Annotated in this window: 21 protein-coding genes, 2 tRNA genes and 6 pseudogenes; 9 read left to right on the top strand and 20 right to left on the bottom strand. The window is 53.3% G+C overall.

Annotated elements, in window-relative coordinates:
* The first annotated feature begins 157 nt into the window (after positions 1–157).
* The 4 genes and pseudogenes from I6I72_RS10380 to I6I72_RS10395 all read left to right on the top strand — a co-directional run.
* Positions 158–232 (top strand) — tRNA-Gly (locus I6I72_RS10380).
* Positions 233–727: 495 nt separating this feature from the next.
* Positions 728–801: transfer RNA gene (locus tag I6I72_RS10385), tRNA-Pro, on the top strand.
* A gap of 85 nt (positions 802–886) precedes the next feature.
* On the top strand, positions 887–2245 hold the full coding sequence (gene tig, locus I6I72_RS10390) for a trigger factor (protein WP_049063317.1): 1359 nt from the start codon (positions 887–889) through the stop codon (positions 2243–2245).
* Positions 2246–2488: 243 nt separating this feature from the next.
* Positions 2489–2899: pseudogene (locus I6I72_RS10395) on the top strand (transposase); the annotation flags it as partial.
* A gap of 29 nt (positions 2900–2928) precedes the next feature.
* Here the strand turns inward: I6I72_RS10395 and I6I72_RS10400 are convergent.
* Positions 2929–4156: pseudogene (locus I6I72_RS10400) on the bottom strand (IS3 family transposase).
* Positions 4157–4224: 68 nt separating this feature from the next.
* Here I6I72_RS10400 and I6I72_RS10405 point away from each other — a divergent pair.
* A complete protein-coding gene (locus I6I72_RS10405) occupies positions 4225–4899 on the top strand; it encodes an ATP-binding protein (protein WP_100622416.1) in 675 nt (224 codons plus the stop codon).
* A gap of 98 nt (positions 4900–4997) precedes the next feature.
* Here the strand turns inward: I6I72_RS10405 and I6I72_RS10410 are convergent, their stop codons facing one another.
* The 11 genes and pseudogenes from I6I72_RS10410 to I6I72_RS10450 form a co-directional block, all read right to left on the bottom strand.
* A complete protein-coding gene (locus I6I72_RS10410) occupies positions 4998–5354 on the bottom strand; it encodes an IS3 family transposase (protein ID WP_201806853.1) in 357 nt (118 codons plus the stop codon).
* Positions 5354–5491, bottom strand: a complete 138-nt coding sequence (locus I6I72_RS13750) for a transposase (protein ID WP_166706731.1) — start codon at positions 5489–5491, stop codon at positions 5354–5356. Before I6I72_RS13750 ends, I6I72_RS10410 begins: the two co-directional genes overlap by 1 nt.
* A gap of 6 nt (positions 5492–5497) precedes the next feature.
* Positions 5498–5575, bottom strand: a pseudogene (locus I6I72_RS13755) (hypothetical protein); the annotation flags it as partial.
* 154 nt (positions 5576–5729) lie between these two features.
* A complete protein-coding gene (locus I6I72_RS10420) occupies positions 5730–6497 on the bottom strand; it encodes an ATP-binding protein (protein ID WP_049062347.1) in 768 nt (255 codons plus the stop codon).
* Positions 6498–6503: 6 nt separating this feature from the next.
* Positions 6504–8126 (bottom strand): IS21 family transposase, encoded by a 1623-nt coding sequence (gene istA, locus I6I72_RS10425; RefSeq protein ID WP_201806769.1) that lies wholly within the window; start codon positions 8124–8126, stop codon positions 6504–6506.
* Positions 8127–8223: 97 nt separating this feature from the next.
* On the bottom strand, positions 8224–8355 hold the full coding sequence (locus tag I6I72_RS13845; RefSeq protein WP_265342595.1) for a hypothetical protein: 132 nt from the start codon (positions 8353–8355) through the stop codon (positions 8224–8226).
* A gap of 137 nt (positions 8356–8492) precedes the next feature.
* Positions 8493–10265, bottom strand: coding sequence for an ABC transporter ATP-binding protein (locus I6I72_RS10430; RefSeq protein ID WP_046646865.1), 1773 nt, complete (start codon positions 10263–10265; stop codon positions 8493–8495).
* Positions 10258–12006, bottom strand: a complete 1749-nt coding sequence (locus I6I72_RS10435; RefSeq protein ID WP_049152016.1) for an ABC transporter ATP-binding protein — start codon at positions 12004–12006, stop codon at positions 10258–10260. Before I6I72_RS10435 ends, I6I72_RS10430 begins: the two co-directional genes overlap by 8 nt.
* A 7-nt stretch (positions 12007–12013) precedes the next feature.
* On the bottom strand, positions 12014–13483 hold the full coding sequence (locus tag I6I72_RS10440) for an ABC transporter ATP-binding protein (RefSeq protein WP_049147404.1): 1470 nt from the start codon (positions 13481–13483) through the stop codon (positions 12014–12016).
* Positions 13480–14205 (bottom strand): energy-coupling factor transporter transmembrane component T family protein, encoded by a 726-nt coding sequence (locus I6I72_RS10445; RefSeq protein ID WP_049147405.1) that lies wholly within the window; start codon positions 14203–14205, stop codon positions 13480–13482. The genes I6I72_RS10440 and I6I72_RS10445 overlap by 4 nt, the downstream gene beginning before the upstream one ends.
* Positions 14202–14837 (bottom strand): MptD family putative ECF transporter S component, encoded by a 636-nt coding sequence (locus I6I72_RS10450; RefSeq protein WP_049147407.1) that lies wholly within the window; start codon positions 14835–14837, stop codon positions 14202–14204. Before I6I72_RS10450 ends, I6I72_RS10445 begins: the two co-directional genes overlap by 4 nt.
* Before the next feature lie 141 nt (positions 14838–14978).
* On the opposite strand from I6I72_RS10450, the pseudogene I6I72_RS10455 reads away from it, so the two are divergent.
* Positions 14979–15200, top strand: a pseudogene (locus I6I72_RS10455) (IS481 family transposase); the annotation flags it as partial.
* On the opposite strand, the pseudogene I6I72_RS10460 reads toward I6I72_RS10455, so the two are convergent.
* Positions 15143–15484, bottom strand: a pseudogene (locus I6I72_RS10460) (DDE-type integrase/transposase/recombinase); the annotation flags it as partial. The pseudogenes I6I72_RS10455 and I6I72_RS10460 overlap by 58 nt on opposite strands.
* Before the next feature lie 120 nt (positions 15485–15604).
* Between I6I72_RS10460 and I6I72_RS10465 the strand changes: the two are divergent.
* Both I6I72_RS10465 and I6I72_RS10470 read left to right on the top strand, forming a co-directional pair.
* Positions 15605–16042 carry an NUDIX domain-containing protein gene (locus I6I72_RS10465; protein WP_005531122.1) on the top strand — a complete coding sequence of 146 codons (438 nt, stop codon included), beginning with the start codon at positions 15605–15607 and terminating at the stop codon, positions 16040–16042.
* Positions 16029–16553, top strand: coding sequence for a hypothetical protein (locus tag I6I72_RS10470; protein ID WP_049064374.1), 525 nt, complete (start codon positions 16029–16031; stop codon positions 16551–16553). Before I6I72_RS10465 ends, I6I72_RS10470 begins: the two co-directional genes overlap by 14 nt.
* A gap of 172 nt (positions 16554–16725) precedes the next feature.
* Here I6I72_RS10470 and I6I72_RS10475 read toward each other — a convergent pair whose 3' ends face one another.
* A complete protein-coding gene (locus I6I72_RS10475; RefSeq protein ID WP_100086982.1) occupies positions 16726–17010 on the bottom strand; it encodes a transposase in 285 nt (94 codons plus the stop codon).
* Between the two features lie 65 nt (positions 17011–17075).
* On the opposite strand from I6I72_RS10475, the pseudogene I6I72_RS14035 reads away from it, so the two are divergent.
* Positions 17076–17501: pseudogene (locus I6I72_RS14035) on the top strand (transposase); the annotation flags it as partial.
* 148 nt (positions 17502–17649) lie between these two features.
* Here the strand turns inward: I6I72_RS14035 and I6I72_RS10480 are convergent.
* From I6I72_RS10480 to I6I72_RS10505, 6 genes are all read right to left on the bottom strand, one after another.
* Positions 17650–18225: an NADPH-dependent FMN reductase gene (locus I6I72_RS10480; RefSeq protein WP_034657575.1), complete on the bottom strand. Its 576-nt coding sequence runs from the start codon at positions 18223–18225 to the stop codon at positions 17650–17652.
* Between the two features lie 30 nt (positions 18226–18255).
* A complete protein-coding gene (locus I6I72_RS10485; protein ID WP_129721093.1) occupies positions 18256–18561 on the bottom strand; it encodes a hypothetical protein in 306 nt (101 codons plus the stop codon).
* Complete coding sequence (gene nrdF, locus I6I72_RS10490; protein WP_080970012.1) at positions 18512–19537, bottom strand: class 1b ribonucleoside-diphosphate reductase subunit beta; 1026 nt, start codon at positions 19535–19537, stop codon at positions 18512–18514. Before nrdF ends, I6I72_RS10485 begins: the two co-directional genes overlap by 50 nt.
* 53 nt (positions 19538–19590) lie before the next feature.
* On the bottom strand, positions 19591–21789 hold the full coding sequence (gene nrdE, locus I6I72_RS10495; RefSeq protein WP_034657573.1) for a class 1b ribonucleoside-diphosphate reductase subunit alpha: 2199 nt from the start codon (positions 21787–21789) through the stop codon (positions 19591–19593).
* Positions 21790–21824: 35 nt separating this feature from the next.
* Positions 21825–22283, bottom strand: a complete 459-nt coding sequence (gene nrdI / locus I6I72_RS10500; protein ID WP_034657571.1) for a class Ib ribonucleoside-diphosphate reductase assembly flavoprotein NrdI — start codon at positions 22281–22283, stop codon at positions 21825–21827.
* A gap of 115 nt (positions 22284–22398) precedes the next feature.
* Complete coding sequence (locus tag I6I72_RS10505) at positions 22399–23079, bottom strand: metal-dependent transcriptional regulator (RefSeq protein ID WP_049064218.1); 681 nt, start codon at positions 23077–23079, stop codon at positions 22399–22401.
* Positions 23080–23136: the final 57 nt, after the last annotated feature.

The raw sequence follows: 23136 nt of genomic DNA on the forward strand, positions 1-23136 counted from the left end.
AGTTCCCCGCCAGATCTGCCAAAATCCGCGCTTAATCTGTGGAGTTGGGTGCACCGAAGCCAGCCGCGGGGCGCCGATTAGTGGCCCCAGTTTCCTATTCTCGGCCGCGGTGCGCTAAAGTAGTCCGCACGTCAAACATCGCAGGATGTAGGACTGTGGGAATGTCGTATAGTGGCTAATACCTCAGCCTTCCAAGCTGAAGACGCGGGTTCGATTCCCGTCATTCCCTCCAAGTTTCACCGCTCGGCCTTTCTCGAGGCTCGGGCGGTTTCTGCGTTCTGGGGGAGGGGCTGGCGCCTGGCTGCTGGGGCGGCTGGATGCCCAGACCCTAAAGGTCCCTCTCCAAAGGTACTTTTACGAGTACCTGCCGTTGCATGGCAGGGCTTTATGGTCCCTTTACCCCACAAAGGGACCAAACGAATGGGACCAAACCAAAGGGACCACTTTGCGCCGCGTCGAGTATTGCCGCTACGGCGACATTGTCTGCAATCAATCGCCGGGAATTGCACACCTCATTTACGCCTCTCCAGGCTCGCAAGAAACGGCTTAAGGCAAGCAAGTTGCGGACGTATTCGCGGCACAAATTAAGGCCCAATAAACTGGGAAAACTCGCTTAAGTGGGGGTCGGTGTTAGGTCAATTAGCGATATGCCGGTACACTAACCCGAGTAAGCAACGCAGCCACGGCGAAAAGCATGAAATGTTTGGAGACCGTGGAGGCCTACATACGGGGCGTGGCGCAGTTTGGTAGCGCACCTGCTTTGGGAGCAGGGGGTCGCAGGTTCAAATCCTGTCGCCCCGACGTATGGGGGTCTGGAAATACCCTTAAGAGTATTTTCAGACCCCTTATTTACATTCTGAACCAATTAATGCCAGGAGAGTTTCTCGTGAAGACCACCGTAGACAAGCTGAGCGATACCCGCGTCAAGCTCACCGTCAACGTTCCGTTCGCTGAGCTGGACAAGGAAATCGACCAGGCCTACGCGGCGATCGCGCAGCAGGTATCTATCCCGGGTTTCCGCAAGGGCAAGGCTCCGCGCCAGCTTATCGACGCCCGCTTCGGCCGCGGCCCGATTCTCGAGCAGGTTGTCAACGACATGCTGCCAACCCGCTATGAGCAGGCAGTTCAGGAGAACGAGCTCAACGTTATTGGTCAGCCAGATGTTGACATCTCCAAGATCGAGGACAACGACTTCGTCGAGTTCACCGCTGAGGTTGATGTTCGCCCAGAGATCGCGGTTCCGGACTTCTCCAAGCTCTCCGTTACCGTTCCAGCTATCGAGGCTAAGGACGAGGACGTCGACAAGGCTCTTGAGGACCTGGCTTCCCGCTTCGGTGAGCTCAAGGACACCAAGCGCAAGATGAAGACCGGCGACTTCGCCATTATCGACATCGTCGCTGAAATCGACGGCACCAAGCTGGACGAGGCTTCCTACGAGAGCATGTCCTACCAGATTGGTGACGACGACCTCATCAAGGGCCTCGACACCGCACTGCGCGGCATGAAGACCGACGAGGACACCGAGTTCACCTCCACCATCCAGTCCGGCGAGCACGCTGGCGAGGAAGCAACCATCAAGGTTCACGTTCAGCAGACCAAGGAGCGCAAGCTTCCGGATCTGGATGACGAGTTCGCACAGATGGCTTCCGAGTTCGACACCATGGACGAGCTGCGCGAGTCCACCAAGACCCGCGTTGAGGAGTCCAAGAAGGCTGAGCAGGCTGCCAACATCCGCGACGAGGTTTTGAAGGCTGCCCTCGAGGGCACCGAGTTCGAGCTTCCGACCGCTGTGGTTGACGAGCAGGTTCACGCACAGCTCCACCAGATCCTGGGCCAGCTGGCACACGACGAGAAGGCTCTCGCCCAGCTGCTCGAGGCACAGGGCACCACCCGCGAGGACTTCGATAAGGAAGCTCGCGAGTCCGCTGAAGAGTCCGTCCGCACCCAGCTCTTCCTGGATGCTGTTGCAGACGAGGAGCAGCCTGAGGTCTCCCAGCAGGAGCTGACCGACCATATCCTGTTCACCGCTCAGTCCTACGGCATGGACCCGAACCAGTTCATCCAGCAGCTGCAGTCCAACGGCCAGATTGCTAACCTCTTCTCCGACGTCCGCCGTGGCAAGGCTCTTGCAGCCGCTATCTGCCGCGTTGACGTGAAGGACGAAGACGGCAACAAGGTTGACGTTGAGCAGTACTTCGGTGAGATCGAAGAAGAGGGCGCTGAAGATGCTACCGAGGAGAAGTAGTTTTCTTTCGTAGCGAGCGGTTTCTAGCGCACTAGCAAACCCCGGATTCATTCATGAATCCGGGGTTTGCCTGATCGTGAACGCCCTCTAGAGATGTGCTGTGATGTCTAGTGACTTCTTGGACTCGGAGTCCATTGACTTTTTGGACTTGGAGTCCAGTTAGTTTTTTGACGCGGAGTCCAGGAAGTTTATGGACAGGATGTCTAATGACTTTTTGGACTCTGGTTTCTTGACAATGTGGGGATGGCAATTCCGATTACTCTCCGCAAGAAGATAGCGGATTTCGATCCCATCCGTGAGGGCATCACGGTCCAGCAGTTCTGCAAGAACATCGGCGTATCGAAGCAGACGTATTACAACATCAAAGCATGTATCGCCGAGCGCGGGCGGGCTGGCATCGTGCCGGATAGCACGGCACCGCTGAACCCGCGACGGGTCTACGATGACAAGATTCGACAACAGGTCCTGCAAGCTCGCGGTACGTTACAAGCCCGCGGCCAAGACTGCGGCCCATGGTCAATCTTCTACTTCTTCCTCGATGAACTCGGCTACGAACAACCACCGTCACGAGCTTTAATTGCACAATGGTTGCACGAGGCTGGCGTCGCTGACATCAATGCACGTAAACGACCGCGTAAGTCCTACAGGCACTTTGAAGCGTCCTGGGTTTAGTTCCGCTTCTTTTACGGCCCTGCGTTGATGGGCTGGGTGAGATAGTACTCGGTTTCTACTTCCTGTGGGGTAGCGTAGTCCAAAGCTTCATGAAGCCGCTTGGTGTTCCACCAATACACCCACCGCAAGGTGGCCAATTCGACTTCTCCGACCGACGTCCACGGGCCCCGGGCATGAATCAGTTCAGCCTTGTAGAGACCATTGACTGTTTCGGCTAGAGCATTGTCATAAGAATCGCCGACTGTTCCCACACTCGGACGGATTCCGGATTCCGCTAGCGCAGTGGAATACTTCAGTGACACGTACTGGCTGCCCCGATCACTATGGTGAATTAACTGGTTTCCATGAATTCGCCCTGCAGTCGTTAACGCATGCTCCAAAGCTTCCATGGGCAGCGCATCGGTACGCATCGTCGAGCGTGTAGCAACACCAACAATTTTTCGGCTGAAGACATCCACGACAAACGCGGTATAGGCGAATCCTGACAGGGTACGAACGTAGGTAATGTCGGCAACCCACAACCTGCCTGGCGCTTGGGCACGAAAGTCTCGTTGTACAAGATCCGGGCGATGATCCGGTGTCTTCGGGCTAATCGTTGTCACAGGGGTTCGCCCACGTCGGCGGCCGGAAACACCTGCTAGCTTCATTAGTCGTGCAGTCTTGTCGCGGCCGATATGAAAGCCTTCACGGTTCATCGCGTGCCACATTTTGCGGATGCCGTAGACCGAGAAATTCTCCGCGTGAACACGCTGTATCTCTGGGATGAGCAGGCTATCGCTTAAGGCCCTTGCACTGGGAACGCGTGTGGTCGCCTTGCGGTAGCCACGTGAAGTAATGAATCCACGATCTGCTTGTTTAAGGACTCTGCAGATGGGCCCGGGCCCCAAACTGATCTTTATACGTGTCGATGTAGGAGATCATTTGGTCGTGGGTCGGTCTGGTTCCGCTGCGAAAAAAGCCGAAGCTGTCTTAAGAATCCCGTTTGCTCGTTTTAGTTCGCGGTTTTCGCGGCGCAGACGCCCCAAGCTCTTCTTCCATTGTCTCGCCGCCTGAAGCGTCAGAGTCATCACGTACTGAAGCGCTGTCACGGTACCAAGCCCGCAACGTGTGGTGAGATACTCCAAGGAGCTCACCGACCTCCGTGTAGGCGCGTTGCAGTGAGCAAGATTCCAGGCGGACCATTTCGATGATCTGATGGACCGCCTTGTCCTTGAACTCGACGGAATACTTTCTAGGCATAGTTCAATCCTTCCTTAGCTGAGGTAGGAACTAAACCCAGGACGCTTCAGACCGCGTTCGGTAAAACAGTGATCGACATTGCTAATGACCCAGCATTCGACACGTGGACGTTTTCACAAAAGGTGCTCTACGCACTAGATAAGGAAGTCGCGGCCAGGCGTGAACGACGCATCAACAAACTTTTGAAAGCATCCCGATCGCCAAACCTTGATGCTTGTCTTGAAAACGTGGTGTGCACACCTGCACGCAACATCAACCCGGAGCAAATCAGCCGACTCGCTCATGGTCAATGGTGCCATTTGGGACAAAACATTGTCATCCTGGGCAAATCCTCGGTCGGCAAGACCTACCTGGCCCAAGCATTAATCAACGCGGCGTGCCGCAACGATTACTCCGCGAGTTTCTACCGCACGGACATGCTTGCAACACAACTTGCAGTCTTACAGCCCGATGACCCCACCTGGTTGAAGTTCATTGAGCAACTCCACAACGTGGACGTACTTGTCCTGGATGACTTTTTAACCACGCCGATTGATGCTGCCACGGCGCATCAGATATTTAATATCCTCGCCGCGCGCGAACATACCGGCTCGACGATTGTGACCTCCCAGTTCACCCCGAAAGACTGGTATGCGTCGATTCCTGACGCGGTCATTGCAGAGTCGATTCTCAACCGGCTTGTCGTTGGTGCTGAGATCATCACACTGGAAGGACCGAATATGCGCTTAGAAGCCAACGAGTAACCCTCCAACGTCTCCGTGGCACCTGGGTGATCCCTGCGCTACCGGGTACTCACTCAGGTGCTACCGGATACTCACCACGCCGCTACCATTTCAGTCTTCTAAACAGGAAGAGTTGACTTACGCTTGGATTGAATGGTTGTCACCGGGACAAAGGCACGCGGTGAAATCCCTTCAATGCCCATCATGCGCATCCGCTTCGCCACAGTCTTACGGTTAAGTGAAATGTAGTAGCGCTCGGCGAGCTCTGCGGTGATCCGCGGAGCACCATAAACCTCATCAGAGTCTTTCCAAATCTGATGAATCTTACGGTCAACATCATCGTAAAATGCTGCCCGATCATCCTTTCCGGATAGTCGTTTCTGCTGCGCATGGGCCCATTTGTAGTATCCAGACCGAGACACTTTTAATAGCCAAGCCATGCGCTTGATGCTGTAGTTCGCCTTCTCCTGCCGCATCAATTCGAACTTTTCTGCTCGCGTTGCTTCGCGGCGAAGAAGGCTGTCGCTTTTGACAAAAACTCGTTATCCATCTTGGCTTCTGCCAACTCACGGCGCAGACGAGCATTCTCAGCACGAAGATCAGACTCACTCATCCCATCTGAGGATCCTCGGCGTTCACGCTCGAGTTTGACCCACCGGCCTAAAAGCCCGGCGGAAACACCGATTTCCTTAGCCACATGGGCAATCGGGCGCTCTGACTGCTGAGCGCGGGTAGTTGGTACCGCGGTTACGGCTCCGTGGTACTGCCTGTTTCCGGTTAGTTGGTACCACCGCCGGGGGTTGACCGGCGAGAGCCCAGAAGCGAAGTCGGGTTTCGCCGGTCAGTGAAGGTTAGCTGTCTACGGTTGTCTGAGCGTGCGCGAGGTGTTGGCGCATGTCGTAGTCGCCGAGTTCGATGCGCTGTCCGGCGTTGAGTCTGCTGACCAGTGAGTCTGCTCCGACGGGGTCAGGGAGTTTCTTTATCCAGTAGGCCGCAGTTGTTTGGGAGACGATGATGGTCGGCAGTCTTCCGTCGCGGTCGAATATGATCTTGGTTAGGTCTTCTTGTCCGCGCTGGTTGATTCCTATCGTTAGGAAATCATCAAGGATGAGTACATCAATGTTTTGTAGCCTGCGCATTTTAGCTACGTAGCGTTCATCTGCCGGCGGGAAGGCCGCTAATTCATCGACGAGCTGATCCAGTCGGTAGTAGGCGACGCTGTATTCGGCCTGGCAGGCAGCAATACCGATAGCGCAGGCGATGTAGGTTTTACCTGCACCGGTCGGTGCCAGGACGTGCACATTGGAAGGTTCGTCGCGCCAGGGTGTTGCGGCCAGTCGTTTGAGCTGGCGTAGATTCAACCTTCGTTCATCGGGGTTGATCAGCTCGGCGAGTGTTGCTCCCGGATAGCGGAATTTGGCTTGGGCTATGGCTTTGACGATGTTGGTTTGCCGACGCTTGGCTGCGGTTTCTTCCACTGCCTTTAAGAAGATCTCCTCTGGTAGAGCGGTGTTGGCGTCATCGGCAGCGGCCAGGTCGAAGAAGATATCGGCGAAGGTCGACAGACGCAGTTTACGCAGTGTAGCGCGCATGTCGTCGTCAAGATTGATGGTGGTCATGGTGGTCTAGGCCTCCTTCTTCGAGGTCGCGGTTGGGGTGTCGTAGTAGCTGGCGGGGCGCAGGAACACTGCATCAGGGATGGCGGTGATATCTACAGTGCGCGACTGGCCTTGATCGACCTGGACTGCTGGCGTTTGGTTAAGGGTGTGACCGTTGCGGGCGATGTCGGCTTGAATCCGTGCAATGACCTGCATGTTGGGTGCCAGGTTATGGTCGATGACTTGCTGGCAGGCAGGCTCTAGCGTGGTCTTGTTGTGCTTGTTTCCCAGCTTGACGAGTACGTTGCGGGCGGTATGCAGTCCGCGGGGTATGGCTTTGGCGTTGCGGTCCAAGATTGATAAGACAACCTTGGTGGTTGCCGGCCCAAACGACGAGGCCCGAGCAAGCAGCTCGTTGCGGGTAAGAGGTTTGATCCCAGCGATATCCTTGTCCGGGGTATGTGCCGGATCGGTGCAATAGCGGTACTTGAACCCGTGCATGCGCGAGTGTTCTGCAACCAGCTCGTCACCGTCGAAGATGCTGACCAGGCTGTTGGTCAGCCGTGCCCGCAGAGTCTTGCCGATGTACTGAAACGGCACCGAGTAGTACTGGTAATCGCAGCAGATATGCCAGTTACGGTCGACTTTGACAGCCCGCCAGGACACTTCCGTAAACGGAGTATCCGGCAAGTCACGCATCATGGGTGCTTCATCCGCATCAAATAGCTCCCTGCGAGTGAGCCCATCAGGCCTAGGCATGTTCATGTTGATGTCGTCGACGCGCTGGGCGATAGTCTCGTTGAGCTCATCGAGGCTGTAGAAGGTCATCCCGTCGAAGTAGCCGAGGATGCGCGTGTAGACGAGTTGGACGGCACGTTCCACAGCAGCTTTATCCCGAGGTTTTCCAGGCCGGGCTGGCACGAGGAGGATGTCGTAGTAGTCGGCGAAGTCGGCGTAGCGTTCTTGGATGCGCCGGCCGGGCTTGTTCTTCACCGGACGGTAGGTCGCGGTCGGTGCGTTATCGGGCACGATGATGCCAGGACGTTTGCCGAGGTAGTCCAAGGCTTTCACATGGCAGGAAATCCAGTTGTCCATCTTCTCGTTAGCTGTTGCTGTCACAAACAGCAGTGAAGAATACGGGCAGATGGCCACGAATAAGCTGGCTTTCATGCCGACGTCGCCGGTGGCTTTATCGATGATGGAAACCTTGTCGCCGGCCCAGTCGACGTAGAGTTCCTGGCCTGGCTCGTGTTCGATAATCGAGGTCATTCCAGAGGTGCGGATGTGGGTGCGCAGTCGTTCGCAGAACTGGGAGTACTGATACTTCGACTCACCTTCACCAGCAGGTGCAGCAACGTAGTCCATCCACAGCTTGTGGCGAGTGAGATGCGTGTTGTTGGCAAGGCGCTTGGCGAGCTTTTCAAAGTCTGGCTGGTCGTAGCGCTTGCGACGGGCCCCACGGTGGTCGCTGAAGTGCTCGTCGAAGAATGATGGATCCAGCTGAGCAAACGACTCCTTAGTGATGCCGTGGTCAGCGATGAGTGTCTTGACTTTGGCGATATCGCGTCTAGAACAGCCAAGCGCTGCTGCGATAGCGGAGTAGGTTGCCCCATCTAGACACAGTGCCATGATGTCTTTGAAGTTGGCCATGAAAGGCCCTCCTTAAGGTCATGAAAGGTGATGACGCGCCGGCACAGGTTGTGCCCACGCCACCTATACAATGACCGAAAATGATTGACGGTACCACCTACCCGGAAACCCGGTACCAACTACGCGGATTACCGGTACCAACTACGACGAACCGGCACTCTGACTCGATTACCAGGTTTGCGGCTTCACGCCGGTACTCCGGCGTGTACTTCTTGCGCTGTTGACTCACAATGAACATCCTCTCCTACGGACACATGATCCGTACAAATAGGGTGTCCACTAAACGAGGGTAACCTCAACTTAGGGTGCTCCGTGCTGCGGGGGAGAAGGGTGCCCCCGCAAACAACGCCGATCTCGGTGCCCGCGTTAATCGCGTCCCGAACTGATTTTCCACCCGCGTGCTGCTGTGCGTTGCTGCCAGAAGTGACGGTAGATACCGGGGACATCGGAAAGCTCAGAATGCGTGCCCAGCTGGCTGACTTGCCCGTGTTCATCCAAGACTACGATTTGATCAGCAGATTTGATTGTATCCAGCTTATGGGCGATGACAATAAAAGTAGATTGCTCCCGTAGCTCGTCCATCGCAGCAAGAATGTTTGCCTCATTTTCTGCATCGAGTGCGGAGGTAGCCTCATCAAAGAGTACAATCGGCGCTTGCTTGAGAAGCGCGCGAGCTACAGATACGCGCTGGCGTTCACCACCGGATAGAAGCCGACCGCCTTCACCAACAGGAGTATGCCATCCTAGGCGGTTGGCAATAGAAGTCACGCCTGAAAGATCAGCTGCGCGGAAGACTTCCTCATCGGAGGCGTCGGGACGACCAACGCGGATATTAGCGATTAACGAGTCGTCGAAGAGGTAGACGTCCTGAAAGACCATGGACAGTCTGGACATTAACTGTTCGGTTCCAAGCTCGCGGATATCTACGCCGTCAACCATCACCGCCCCGGAATCTACATCCCAGAATCGCGAAATAAGGCGCGCAATTGTGGTCTTTCCGGAGCCAGAAGGACCGACAATGGCGGTAACGGTGCCTGATCGAGCATGGAAAGCGACATCTACCAATACTGGTTTATCGCCGTATCCAAACGTGACATTACGCAGCTCTACATTTCCCGAACCATCGCCTGGGCGCGGAGTAGTGGGTTCTGGCAGGGAAGGAGCATCCGTGATGAGCTCAGTTTCTGCGAGCGCGATACGACCGGCGTCTAAACCGACGAAAGAAGAACCCAGCTGCTCAAGCGTGCGGGTAAACCTCAAGCTGATTCCGATGATCGCAATTGTTTCTAGTGGCGATAGGGCGCCTTCAACGGCAAGATCCGCGGAGACCATAATGAGAGCCACGATGAAGATCTGCACTACTATGCCGTTGAGTAGCAAAGCTAACGTGGATACCCATAGCTCGCGTATTCGTGCTTTATGGTCGATTTCTAGTGTTTGCTCTAGTGGCGCAAAAACTTGTGATTGTCCTGCCGCGCGCAGGGCTGGTTGACGGTTAGCAAATTCTACGATGCGCTGGGAGAGCTCTTTACTCGGCCCCAGTGTGCGGTTCGATGCTTTCTCACGAATCCATGCAGCCAACTGCATCACCACGAGCGCTAATGGTGCGATGATAAGAAGGACCAAGCCCAGCTTCGGGTTCCAGAAACACGCTCCTACTAACAAGGTGACAAGTGCCGCGCTATCGCGGTATATCGTTCCTTGAACATGCGCAATGGTCTCGGCCGCCACCATAAAGCGATCTGAAACGAGGCGAGATAGGCCGCCGGTATTAGCCGGTACGAACCAGCCGAGCGGTAGCGTTGCTAATTTATCGCCCACAGTCGTGTGCGCGGTTCGGATGAAATCCAAGGCCGTGTGGTAAGAGGCCATGGTTGCGAAAAATCGTAGCGCAAAAGCTACGAGCGCAATTGCCAAAAGCGTCCACATCCATGGTGCGATTGTCGTATCCCCATCGAGTGCCTTTGTAAGTGGCACGAGCGTGAGAACGGCGAGGCCGTCAAGCACGCCAACGATAAGCGATAGACAAGCATACCTTTTATTTAGCTTGTGGCCTACAGGACCTTGCAACTTTTTGACACTGCGAGTGAGTAGCGGATCACGAAGACGCGAACTAGCAGGCGTAGTGGCATTAGACATGAGAATTATCCTTCATAGGCTTGAGGCAGATTATTTGGTCTGCTCCTTGGATGGACTCCGGCTTGTGGGCGATGACTAAGACGGTCTTGCCTCTGACGAGTGTGGCTAGAGCTGCTTGAATTTCTGCTTCGCAGTCAGGATCAGTTGCCGCAGTAGCTTCATCCAGGATCAAGATTGGGGCATTGGTAATAATTGCCCGGGCTATAGAAATGCGTTGCTGTTGTCCACCGGATAAAGAGATGTCCTCGCCAACAACGGTGTCGAGCCCAGCCGGTAAAGCGCGAATATCAGCAGCTATGTGCGCAGCCTCTGCGGCTTGCCAGATCTCTTCATCGCGGGCTTCTGGGCGTGCAAGGCGAATGTTTTCCCGAATACTCATACGCAGTAAGTGAGGATCTTGTAAGACGAAAGCCACAGTGCGGTACAAACTGTCGAAAGTGAGATCACGGATATCCACGTTGTTGATAGTGATTGTGCCCGAATCTGGATCCTGGAAACGCGCCAGCATCGTTGCTGCTGTGGATTTGCCAGACCCGGAGGGGCCAATCAATGCCGTGACAGTGCCTGCGTTTAGTTGCGCAGAAAAGTCTTGGAGGACTGGTGTGTCTGGGGCGTAGCTAAAGCTGACCTTATGGAACTCCACCTCCATGTCTTGACTACTGGCATCGAGGCTCTTTTGGCCTTCTTTCACGTGGGAAATTGTCATGACTTCATCAAGGCGCAACGCCGCATTGCCAGCGAGCTGGTAAGACCACATCATTTCGCCGACGGTTTGAATCGTGCCCGGTATCACCAGCGCAATTAACGTTGTTGCGATGACTTCAGCGACCGTGACATAGTCACCAGCTATCAGCAGGGAACCGGCTCCTACATTGATAAGGATGAGGACAGGAACCGCCACCACAGACTCTGAGATTGCGGAAACACGCAGAAGCGGACGTACCCACTCGTAATAGAATTCCGCGAATTTTTGGGCAGCTTCGCGATATCGAGCGTGGGCTTTGCCAACGGTGCCGAAAGCCTTGACGACGGAAATACCTTCGGAGAACTCCACCGCAGTCGCAGAGACCTCACCCAGATAATTATCCATTTCCGCAGTTTTTGTGCCCATATCTTTCATTGAATACGCTTGGATTGCTAGGAAAATGGGCACAGTGGCAATAGAAAGTAGACCAAGGCGCCAATCCAAGATAAAGGCATAAACCAGAAGCGCGAGGGGCGTAAAGATCGCGGCGACCTTCTCTACAGGAGCGTGGGCTGTCAGGGTGTGCAGAGTTAGCGTATCGTCCTCGACGGCTTTGCGGACTTTGCCGGAATTAGTCTGGCTAAACCACGAGAGTGGTGCTTTCGCAATAGCGGTAATAATTCGGCGCCGGTTAATCCCCACCAGCTTTGCATCAGCGAAGTGGGTGATCGCAAGGGCAAGGAAATAGAAGAATAGCTGGCCCAAAAATGCAGCAAGCAGCCATTTCACAATGGACGCGACGTCATCAGTATTGCCGTCGATTAGAGCATTTCCCAGTGCCACCAACGCGACGTAGGGTGCTACGGCGAGTACCGAGGATATAAGCGCGAGAAACTGTGCGAAGTAGATGGTTGTTTGCACTGGGGCCAGTAGCTTTTTTAGAGCGACCTGGCCGGCTTTTTGTTTTGCGCGAGCCTCTTCTTCCGGTGACGCACCGTGTGATTCTGGTGCGTGGGTTCCGCTTGATTCTGTGGAACTTTGTTTTACTTCAGACATTACTTTCTCAATTCTTGTTGATGTCAGTCATATCGATGATTCTGGTGACTGATTCTTGGATGAATTCGTGGTCATGGGTGATGACGATGACCACTGCTCCGCTTGCTGCAAGAGATCGAAGGAGCGCAGAGATGGATTGCAGTTGGCGCCAGCCCACGCCAGAGGTAGGTTCATCGAAGATGTAGACCTCTGCTTGCTTGGCTTGGGCTGAAGCTATGGCTAAGCGTTGCCGTTGCCCACCGGACAGAGACTGCGGATGCCGTTGGGCCATTCCTGCCAGATCGAGGCGATGGAGAATCTCATTGACATCGATATGGTCCCGCTTCTTCTTTGCCAGTCCGAGCGTTACTTCTTCTTCGGTGGTGGCTGCGAATAACTGGCGGCCAACATCTTGCATCACCATGTACGCGGTACGTCTGCGGGCAGCCGCTCCTACTCGTTTGCTGTTCAAACGAAGACTACCGCCGCGTTTGGGAGAAGCAAGACCACAAATGATCCTGGCGAGGGTGGTTTTTCCAGCGCCGTTGGGCCCGATTAAGGCGGTGACTTCGCCGCTGGGGAAAAATACGTGGTCAATGTTTAGCACCTCATGCGTGCCATAAGAAAAACAGATGTTGCTTAACTCGAGTCCGCTCCGCTGGGGATCGGCGTTTTCGAGCGTGGGTGGTACCGGCACGCTCGCGGGCAGGGGAACGTGGTGTAAGCTGCGTAGCCCCAATTGTTTGCGTTCGGGTTCGTCTAAGGCATAAAATTCCTGAGCGTGGAAACTCCGCGTTATTTTTCCCTGAGTCAAGTAAATAACTTGGTCAGCGATATCTTTTAAGAAAAAGAGGCGGTGATCAGCGATAATGATCGTTGTGCCTAATTCCTTCAAGCGGTGTAGCGCGCGTGCAAGAATATCGATGCTTTCCATGGAGAGATTGGACGTGGGTTCATCGAGAAGCACGAGACTGCCCGGGGACACAAGCGCGCATGCGCATGCCACGTTTTGTAACTGTCCACCGGATAATTCTTTAAATCGCCGGCCCCGAAGATCGTTAATGCCTAGTAGCTCGACCGCTGATTGAATCCTCGACTCAATTTCTGTGGGATCCACACCAAGGTTTTCTAGCCCGAAGGCCAATTCTGCATTGACGCTTTCAGTGAAAAATTGTGTCCTTGGATTCTGGAATACTGAGGCGCTGAACTCGATGGCTCGGGACAGCGGTTCTTCCGCAGGGTTAAAAGCCTGGTCATCCTTTATAATAGTGATGGCGCCTAGTAGCTCTCCTGGATTGAAATGGGGGATGAGTCCGTTGATCAACTTGAGTACCGTGGACTTTCCCGATCCGGAATCACCGGTAATCAGTAGACACTGTCCTGGAGAGACAGAAAAAGACACATCAGATACACCTTGAATGCCTGGCCGAGCGCCCAATGGATATGTAAAAGAAGCGTTGTGGGCGTTTACACTGGTTGCGATACTGCGTTCGTTCATAAGTGGACCTCCGTGGGAAGCCAGACAGAGGCAACAATGAGGCCCAACCCAGCTAGTGCAGTTGCATCGACAAGCTTGAAGGAAAGATCGGCGGTGGTGGTTGGTCGTGTGGGGCCTCCCAATCCGCGGACAAGAGCAGAGGCAGCGAGCTCATCACCAGCGCGGACGACGGCGCCTAATAGGGGGATGATCAGCATCGCGGACGATTGTGTGGGCTGTGTGATCCAGCTTTTTACTCCAGGCTGGAGACCCCGAAGGACCATGGCATCGCGGATCGCTTTGGCTTCTGCCACGATTATCGGCAAAACGCGCAGGAAAACCGCCGGTGGAATGGTGGCCCAGCCTGGTAAACGCAGGTCCCGCAGTGCTGAGGTCAACGTGGATGGTGTGAGAGTGAGCAAGCCGAATGCGCCGATGGACATGCTGATGACAAAACGGCTTAGCCACGAAAAAATTGCCGCTGAAAAAGCGAAAAATGTAGAGCCAGGAAGCTGTAATAGGCCCCAATACCCTAGATAGGATAATGCAAAAGCGAACAGGCAAATAAGACCATAGTGTGGCTTTACTGTAGCTAGTGAGATGGAGCTGAAGGCGATAGAAATCAGCAGTGTCGGTAGGTGGCCGTGGCTGAGAGCTACCGCATTGATTACTAGAACAGAAAGCAGCACGGTCCGTGGATCGATCGAAGATCGACGAAGCACGCCCTGTTTTTGCAGGCTCACAGGAGACCAGCGCTTTCAAAGTGTTTGCGGCTGACGCGAACTCCGACCTTTCCTCCGATAAAGCCGACGATGAGCGCACAAATGGCCAGTACTCCAATGGTCCATGGCTGGAAGATATCCGACATAGCATCGGCGTATTCTTGACCCATTTGGTCTGCGATATCGACGTAGTATGAGTCCGTATCCAGAATTAGCGGGATAAAAGGCAAAGAAATCCAGACACAGAAGATGCCGTAGGCAATAGGGAAGGACTTGGCAATACTGAGGTGGCTTTTTGTAATAATCAAATCTGTGATAAACCCAAGAATTATGCTTCCCAGCAAGGTCCAGAAGTAGTGTCCGGTGAGCATGAATGCTAATCCGTTAATACCGCCGACGAGGGTGAAAGCACCCATTTTGGACGTGCGGACGGCATAAAGTGCTAGCACGATTCCGTTTGCGATTGCCGCGATAAACCATCCAATAAACATGAATTGTGGTCCTGCGAATCCAATCATTCCGCTTATAAAGGTGATTACAAAGTAAAGTGCAGCAAAGATGCCAGCGTTGATGAGATCTCTGGTGTGTAAACGTGCCGTCGACCCACTGGATGAGCTTGTACTCCGTGCGGGCGTAGAGGACTGTTGGGTCATAGTAAACCTCGATTCATGAAAATTAGGCAAGGTAAGGCTTGCCTAATACATATAATGCTGTTTATAAACTATTTCTAGTTTTGATCTGAAGCTTCACCCTTAATGGGGGGCGAATGCAGATATGCGGACATCAAACCAGAGCACGACTACCGACTACGCACCGACAAAGTAGGCACGAACGGCAAGACAACCCTGCGATGGGGCGACAAACTACGCCGCCTCTACATCGGACGCCGATGGGGCGGAGAACCCATCACCATGGTCTGCGTCGACAATCACGTCGACATCAAAATAACCGCCACCGGGGCACAAATCGCCGCCTCGATGACCAGTGAGACACGCATGTGGTCTGCGAGTGCATAACCTGCAAGTTTTCGTGAATAGGTGTCAATGACCGTGGCCAGGTACATGTTCTTGCCGCCCTTACACGGCAGGTAGGTGATGTCGCCTACATAGACCTGGTTCGGCTTATCAGCGGTGAATTTGCGGCCTACTAAATCTGGCATGACGCGGTGGCCAGGCTTGCGCCGGGTGGTGATACATCGACGTTGTTTGGTAAAGCCTTTTAGCCCCATGGATTTCATGATGCGCGCAACCTTCTTATGGTTGATCGGAGGAAAGTCCTTATCGTCGTTGAGGCTTGCTGAAGCGCAAGCTTCTTCTGCAGGATACTCATTCGCGCTTTCGGCAATATTGGTAACGGGAATTTGCTCGGCTACAGCTTTTTTGTCCCCCAAAGTATTCGATAACGTGATCTAAGGAGAAAAATGATCGACTCTCAAACTGGATGGTTTTTTGTTCACGCTAGTGTGAAGGTTATTCCAGTCCTCGGCGGTAAGGTGCTATTGGGGCTTAATCCTAGGGGGGATTGGGAGCTACTCGGAGGCTGGCCGGACAGGGGAGACTTATCGCTTCGCGAGACAGCTCAGCGCGAGTTGAAAGAAGAGGCAAATTTGGAGACTCTCCCCGATACCCTAGTAGATGCGTTTCTTCTAAGAGATCCGAAAGTGGAAAATCCGGTTGCGATTATCGCATATGGGGTCACCGTGTCATTGAATGAAGGGATTGATATTAGTGAAAGCATCGAACATGAAAAGCTAGGTTTATTTGGAAAGGATGAGATTTCGGGTTTGCAAAATCTCTTGCCGGAATATAAGACCGTGATTTTGAAATATCTGGAGATGAGTGGAAATGACAAAAGCTAGTCAATATAAACAGAGGCTCGACAGAGATCCTTCCGAAGGTCTTAAGCGAAAGCTATCGGCTGATGAGGTGATGAAGTTGACGAACGAACTTGGAGACTGGCGTTCGTTTACTGCAGTCCCAGAGAAAATTAGAGAGTATTCTGAGGAACCAAGTTTTCGTGCTGCGTTGTCTGCCTTTTCAGATATGGATAGTGGAAATAAGCGTCAAACTTTACAGGGGATTTGCCAGGTTACCATTAAACCTGATGGCAGAGTTTTAGGTGCACTACCGAAGCTACTAACTTATATGCGAGATAACGGGTTTGTCCCTTTCTACTATGTCGAAGAAAGCATGACTTTTTCAGAGGCGAGAGAGATCTGGAAGTTTCAATGGAACATAGCCACGATCGATCGAGCTGCTATCTTTGAGGAACTTCTTGGCTTAGGGAAACAGCTGACTATCTTCTTCTATGACATGTCGCGCTTGCCTGGAGATATTCCTGCCACGGTTCGGTTGACCAGATGGCCTTGATTCTTGCACCAATAAGAGCATCCGAACACGTCTTTAACCTGCGTTCTTGGCGGGTGTTGAGCCATTTGTAGAACGAGGAGCGATTGAGCTTTAACACATGGCACATCCGCTTGACCGAGTACTCGGTTCGGTGGTCATAGACAAACTGGAAGCGGATCACCAGCGTGTCTCTTTAAGCAAAATATTTCGCGGCCTTGCGCAGGATATCGCGTTCTTCGCGCAGCTTCGAGACTTCTTTTTCGAGCTGGCGGATTCGCTCGGAATCAGTCGTCTCCTTGGCGTTGTCGCGCATGGCCTTCGTGCGGGCACGTTTGCCGGTGCCGTACTGCTGAAGCCAGGAGAAAAGCGAGGAACGATTGACTCCAAGCTCTGCTGAAGCCGCGTGAAGTGAAAGGTCCTCATTGTTTTCATAGAGGGCCACAGCATCACGTTTGAACTGTTCGGAGTACCTAGGCATGGTGGTAGATTACCTTTCTTCCCAACCCAACCGGGCTGGATATCAGGTGTCTACCAAACAGGGGTCAGGTCCCAGCTTCAGACAAGGCACCAGGTAACGACACAAAGGCGATCCAGCAAGATACACCCCATGCCGATTCCTCAACCGTACTGCCAAGCTCTACCGGTGTAAATGCACTCTGGCCTATCCCGGACAAGCTGTGGATCAACAAAAGCGGGGTGGTCCGCGTCATGGGACACGGCCTCTACGTCGGGCTGCGCTTTAAAAATCGAGCCATCTACAGCAGCGTAACCGATGACTATGCGGAATTTTTTACTGATCACGACGGTGAGAAACTATTTTCATTTCCGCTACCGATCCAACTGAATCAGCGTCCACCCGGCGGTCAAATCAACATAAACCACGTTGTCGGCATGTGGCACCGACAACCCCCAGAGCTAAAGCCCAACCTCTCTGGGCCACGGCCAAGCCGCCGGAAGAAGCCAAGCTAGCACCAGTACAAAAACTCCGTGGACTCCCCGTCCAAAAAGCGGGGAGACTCCGCGTCCACAAGGTCCCTAGACTCCGAGTCCACAAAGTAGCTGGACTCCAAGTCCAAAAACCTCATGGACATAACACCTCTAGAGATGTGCGTGGGTCCTAGCTGGTTAAGGCATTGTCCACCAGAGCCAGGAAGCGCATGACGTAGTCCTTCACAAATTCTGCGGTGTGGTCATTAAGGCGGCCCGAGTCTTCGAAAAGGGTGGGTGATTGGCCGAGGAATACCTCGGGCTGCCCAGGAAAAGGCATATCAAAGTAAGACAGGGCCAATCGGAGGTTCTTTTGTGAGCTGTACCCACCCATGCGCCCTACGGAGTGGCTGATGATTCCTGCGGGAAGGTTCTTCCAAGCCACATCTGAGTTGGGTTTAGAACCGATGTCCACCGCGTTTTTGAGGCATGCGGGGATTGTGCGGTTGTTTTCGGGCGTAATGAAAAGGACTCCGCTAGAGTTCTTGATGGTGTCGCGGAAGGTGGTGTACGCGGACGGAGTTGGCTTGTCCGTGACCGCGGGATCATCGTAGTCGAAGTCATAAAGGGGCAAGTTGCGGATTTCGAGGATGTTTGCCTCGTAGTCTTTCGGGATCATTGTGAGTACTTCGTGCGCAATCTTGCGCGCAATTGATCCGCGACGCAGGCTACCTACGATAACGGTGATGCGTGGGGTGGAAGTCATACTGAACCTTCTTTCTTCATTGGGGCTGGATTAAGGGAGAAAAGGCTTGCAACCGAAAGCTGGCGGCGGGCCGGCACTGTGGGCGGCAGCGAGAAATCCCTCTACTTTGTCATCTTCTTCATTACGGAAATACAGTTCAATTAGGCCCAAGAGCCCTCCCAGGACGGCCTCGCGTGCGGCCGAGGTTTGTAGCAGCCGCAATGCCGCAGGTTGGTTTCCTTCACGAATAGCCTCAAACAATGCAATGGTTTCAAGCCAGCTTCCTTGGTCTGGTCGTGGGAAGGGATTAGAAATCCCAGTCATCATCACTCGTTTCTTCAGCGGTACCAATGACATAGGAGGAGCCTGAACCAGAGAAGAAGTCATGGTTCTCATCTGCTCCAGGAGCTAGGGCGGCGAGAATTTCTGGGTTAACTTCCGTTTCCTCAGGTGGGAAGTAATCTGGGTAGCCCAAGTTCATCAGGGCCTTATTTGCGTTATAGCGAACGAATACGGCTACATCGTCCATGAGTCCTAATGGTTCATATAGTTCGCCGGAGTATTCCAGCTCTAGGGAATAGAGCTCCTCGAGCAAAGAGATGGTGAAATTCTTCATCTCTTGTTGCCTTTGAGGAGAAGAAGATTCTAGGCCACGCTGGTATTTATATCCCGAGTAGTAACCGTGTACTGCCTTGTCACGCAGAATGAGGCGAATCATGTCTGCCGTATTGGTCAGGGTGGCGTGGACAGAAAAGTGTAAGGGGAGATAGAAACCTGCGTATAGAAGGAGCGAAGAAAGCAGCGTCGATGATACCTTGCGCTTGAGCGGATCTGGCCCGTAATAGTGTGTGAGGACTTTCTTGGCACGTGCTTGGAGAAGGTCATTATTCACCGCCCAGCGGTAGGCTTCGTCGATTTCCTTTGTGCTGCTTAGCGTAGAAAACACTGAAGAGTAAGAACGGGCGTGAACTGATTGCATGAAGGCAATGTTGGTGTAAACGGCCTGCTCATGCTCGGTGCGGGCGTCTTGAATTTGGCAGATTTCTCCCACGGTAGCCTGCACGGTATCTAGAGTGGTCAGGCCTGTGAACACCCGCATGGTGAGGTTACGCTCTGAGGGCGTCATTTTCTGCCAGGCTGAGAGATCATTAGAAAGCGGCACTTTCTCCGGCAGCCAGAAATTGGCGGTGAGCCGGTTCCATACTTCAAGATCCTTTTCGTCACTCACACGGTTCCAATTGATGGGGCGGATGCGGGCTGAGGGATCATGGCGGAAGCCCGGAGGCGTAACAGAGATGCTAGTTAACGCAGCAGCGTTCGATGCTGAAGTCATTACTTTTTCCTTTCGGGTGAATTGGTAGTGCAAAAGATGGGAGGTCAGTGCTCCTACAAAGCGCAGGAGACGCAGCCTTCGACCTCAGTGCCTTGGAGCGCGGATTGGCGTAAACGGATGTAGTACAAGGTCTTGATGCCGGCCTTCCAGGCATAGATTTGCGCCCTGTTGATATCCCTAGTGGTGCTGTCGGCAGTAAAGAACAAGGTCAGAGAAAGGCCTTGGTCCACGTGCTGCGTGGCCATGGCGTAGGTATCAATGATTTTCTCGTATCCCACGGTGAAAGAGTCCTCGAAATACTCCACATTGTCGTTGGTCATTCCCGGCGCGGGGTAGTACACGCGCCCCAAGCGGCCTTCCTTGCGAATTTCGATCTTGGAGGCAATCGGGTGGATGGATGCAGTCGAATCATTGATGTAGGAAATTGATCCAGTGGGTGGAACTGCTTGTAGATAGGCGTTATATATTCCGTCTCGGGCCACCTGATTCTTTAATTTCAGCCAGTCCTCGCGTGTAGGAATCCGCACGCCTGCTTCATGGAAAAGCTGCTCTACTCGCTTGGTGGCAGGTACCCATTCCTGTTTGAGATACTTGTCGAAGAATGCGCCGGAGGCATAAGCAGAGTCTTCAAAACCCTGGAATCGCTGACCTTTCTCTACCGCTAACGCATGGGATGTGCGCAGCGCATGATAGGTCACAGTCAGGAAATAGAAGTTGGTAAAGTCCAAAGCCTCGGCGCAGCCATAGTGAATCCGTTTGGAAGCAAGGAAACCATGGAGATTCATCTGCCCCAAACCAATCGCGTGCATGGATTCATTGCCTTTAGCAATGGAAGGAACTGCTTCGATATCGGTAAGTTCTGAGACTTGGGTGAGCGCGCGCACTGCGGTTTCTACAGTTGCTCCAAAATCCGGTGATTCAAAGGCCTTAGCGATGTTGAGCGAACCCAGATTGCATGAAATGTCTTGGCCGATGGTGGCGTAATTGCCAGATGGGTCAAGAGTGGATGGCGCGTTGACTTGAAGGATCTCGCTACACAGGTTGGACATATTGATATGCCCTTTGAGGGGATTAGAGCGATTGACCGTATCTTCGAAGAGGATATAGGGGTAGCCAGATTCAAATTGAAGCTCAGCAAGCGTAGTGAAAAACTCCCTGGCCTTGATGGTGGTGTGCGAAATTCGCGGATTGGTCACCAGCTCGTCGTAATGCTCGGTGATAGACATGTCGGACATGGGCACGCCGTATTCGCGAGCAATGTCATAAGGACTAAACAGATGCATGTCCTTGTTCTCTTTGGCCAGGCGAAACGTTATATCCGGAATAACGACACCCAGTGAAAGGGTCTTGATGCGAACTTTTTCATCTGCATTTTCCCGTTTGGTATCGAGGAAGCGAAGAATATCTGGGTGATGCGCATGCAGGTAGACAGCCCCAGCGCCCTGGCGGGCTCCCAGTTGGTTGGCATAGCTGAAACTATCCTCCAGAATCTTCATAACTGGGACTACGCCGGATGCTTGGTTCTCAATCTTTTTGATCGGGGCTCCGGATTCGCGCAGATTGCTTAGCAATAGGGCCACGCCACCGCCGCGTTTTGATAGCTGTAGCGCGGAGTTCACACTGCGGCCAATGCTCTCCAAGTTGTCTTCTATTCGCAGGAGGAAGCAAGACACCATTTCGCCGCGCTGAGCCTTGCCTGCGTTGAGAAAAGTAGGGGTGGCGGGCTGGAATCGTCCGGACATGATGTCGTCCACCAGTTTCTCTGCAAGAGCTTTGTCGCCTTGTGCCAGGTAAAGAGCTGTGGTGGTGACGCGTTCTTCGTAGCCTTCGAGGAGTGTTGAGCCGTCAAAGGTTTTTAGCGCGTAGGAAGTAAAGAACTTAAATGCGCCGAGGAATGTGCGGAACCGATGCTGGGCGCGATGTGCTCTGTCATATATGGCGCACAGGAACTCGTCCTCGTAAAGTTCGAGGAAACCCCGCTCATAGTATTCATTATCTACTAACCATTCCAGGCGTTCCGTGGTGGAGCTAAATGTGCGCATGCGGGGAGCAACATGGTGGGCTAAATAATCCTGTGCTGCCTGAATGTCTTTGTCGAACTGAATTCTCCCGGAAGAATCGAATAAGTTCAGCTGCGCGTTGAGCGCATGGTAACTTTTGCGCTTACCAACGCCGCTCTCGTCGTTAGCACCGGTGGTGATGCGATGGGTTGCGTCAACAGGCTGCGCGGGTGTGGTCTGCGGAGGGGTCATTGTGTAGTCCAATCTGTGTGGTCCGGACGTGTTCTTCATCTTTTGACGTGTTCTTGCTGTTCCCAAAACTTGTGAAGACCTTGTTTTACGGTGTCAATATCTTTTTGGGTGCCGAGTAGCTCGAAGTGATACAGCTCGGGCACGTGGCACTTGGCGGAAATGATTTGGCCGGCTACGCAGTAGGCGTTACCGAAATTGGTGTTTCCTGAGGAAATGACGCCGCGGATAAAGGATCGATTGATTGGGTCGTTAAGGAAAGCGATGACCTGTTTAGGAACCGCGCGTTTGAGAGAGCCGCCTCCGTAGGTGGGGACGACGAGTACATACGGGTGTGAAACCTGGATCATTCCGTTTTTCTTGGGCCGTAGTGGAATTCGCACTGCGGGTCTGCCTAGGCGTTCCACAAATCTTTTTGTGTTTTCAGAAACGCTCGAAAAGTACACCAAATCTGGTGAGTCTGACATAGCAATCCTGCTCATCCTGGCCTGAGCCATTCGTGGGATATGTGATATCCGATAGGTTAATTACGTGTGGGCGTAGTTGCAAACTACGGTGCAACGTATATTTTAAAAGCGCAGGTAATCTTAGGTTTAGGCGGAGGGGATGGCTTTATGGGGTATGAGGAGCTACAAAAACTGCGTCGGTAGCCGGGCGCCCGAGCAGTACCCACGGAGCGCTATCAAATACTCGAACTTCGAGTGAGTCTGAAAAGGGGGCTCCTTCGCGCGTGTCTAGAACGGCACCCGTGACAATGCCGTGTTCTTTCAGGAAAGCTAGTAGTTGTGGGTCGGAATCGGAGATCCGTTCAACGATCACCTGAGATTGTGCTCCGCTGTCAGAGAGCCGGTGTGCACGAGGAATCGTGATGTTCCCATCGGCTGTGGGAATAGGATCGCCATGTGGATCCCTACTGGGAAAATTGAGGAATTTGTCCACGCGCTCTATCAGCATGTCCGACACTGCGTGTTCGAGATTTTCTGCTTCGTCATGGACTTCGTCCCATGTATAGTCCAATGCCTGTACCAAGAAAGATTCAAGCAATCGGTGACGGCGCACCATATCCAATGCATACTGTCTACCCCGACCGGTGAGCTCCACTGCTCCGTAAGGTGTGTGTGATACCAACCCTTGCTTGGTCATTTTGCGCACTGCATCGGAGACTGAGGAGAGTTTGAGCCCTAACCGTGCTGAAATAAGTGTGGCGGTTACGGGCTCAGATGACCATTCCTTTAGCCCCCAGATGGCTTTCAAATAATTCTGTGTGCTAGTGGAAAGCTCGGAAACAGACATGGGTAAATCTTAACCCAGCACCTTAGTGTGTGCTGACGTAGCGCTTCCAACGCTCAT

The sequence above is a fragment of the Corynebacterium striatum genome, assembly GCF_016728105.1.
Lineage (GTDB): Bacteria > Actinomycetota > Actinomycetes > Mycobacteriales > Mycobacteriaceae > Corynebacterium > Corynebacterium striatum.

Bases quoted from the DNA above. Each gene is read 5' to 3' on its own strand.
- I6I72_RS10410 (WP_201806853.1), bottom strand. From the start codon at position 5,354: ATGCGGCAGGAGAAGGCGAACTACAGCATCAAGCGCATGGCTTGGCTA.
- I6I72_RS13750 (WP_166706731.1), bottom strand. From the start codon at position 5,491: ATGAGTGAGTCTGATCTTCGTGCTGAGAATGCTCGTCTGCGCCGTGAG.
- I6I72_RS10420 (WP_049062347.1), bottom strand. From the start codon at position 6,497: ATGACCACCATCAATCTTGACGACGACATGCGCGCTACACTGCGTAAA.
- istA (WP_201806769.1), bottom strand. From the start codon at position 8,126: ATGGCCAACTTCAAAGACATCATGGCACTGTGTCTAGATGGGGCAACC.
- I6I72_RS10430 (WP_046646865.1), bottom strand. From the start codon at position 10,265: ATGTCTAATGCCACTACGCCTGCTAGTTCGCGTCTTCGTGATCCGCTA.
- I6I72_RS10435 (WP_049152016.1), bottom strand. From the start codon at position 12,006: ATGTCTGAAGTAAAACAAAGTTCCACAGAATCAAGCGGAACCCACGCA.
- I6I72_RS10440 (WP_049147404.1), bottom strand. From the start codon at position 13,483: ATGAACGAACGCAGTATCGCAACCAGTGTAAACGCCCACAACGCTTCT.
- I6I72_RS10450 (WP_049147407.1), bottom strand. From the start codon at position 14,837: ATGACCCAACAGTCCTCTACGCCCGCACGGAGTACAAGCTCATCCAGT.
- I6I72_RS10465 (WP_005531122.1), top strand. From the start codon at position 15,605: ATGATCGACTCTCAAACTGGATGGTTTTTTGTTCACGCTAGTGTGAAG.
- I6I72_RS10470 (WP_049064374.1), top strand. From the start codon at position 16,029: ATGACAAAAGCTAGTCAATATAAACAGAGGCTCGACAGAGATCCTTCC.
- I6I72_RS10475 (WP_100086982.1), bottom strand. From the start codon at position 17,010: ATGCCTAGGTACTCCGAACAGTTCAAACGTGATGCTGTGGCCCTCTAT.
- I6I72_RS10480 (WP_034657575.1), bottom strand. From the start codon at position 18,225: ATGACTTCCACCCCACGCATCACCGTTATCGTAGGTAGCCTGCGTCGC.
- I6I72_RS10485 (WP_129721093.1), bottom strand. From the start codon at position 18,561: ATGTCATTGGTACCGCTGAAGAAACGAGTGATGATGACTGGGATTTCT.
- nrdF (WP_080970012.1), bottom strand. From the start codon at position 19,537: ATGACTTCAGCATCGAACGCTGCTGCGTTAACTAGCATCTCTGTTACG.
- nrdE (WP_034657573.1), bottom strand. From the start codon at position 21,789: ATGACCCCTCCGCAGACCACACCCGCGCAGCCTGTTGACGCAACCCAT.
- nrdI (WP_034657571.1), bottom strand. From the start codon at position 22,283: ATGGCTCAGGCCAGGATGAGCAGGATTGCTATGTCAGACTCACCAGAT.
- I6I72_RS10505 (WP_049064218.1), bottom strand. From the start codon at position 23,079: ATGTCTGTTTCCGAGCTTTCCACTAGCACACAGAATTATTTGAAAGCC.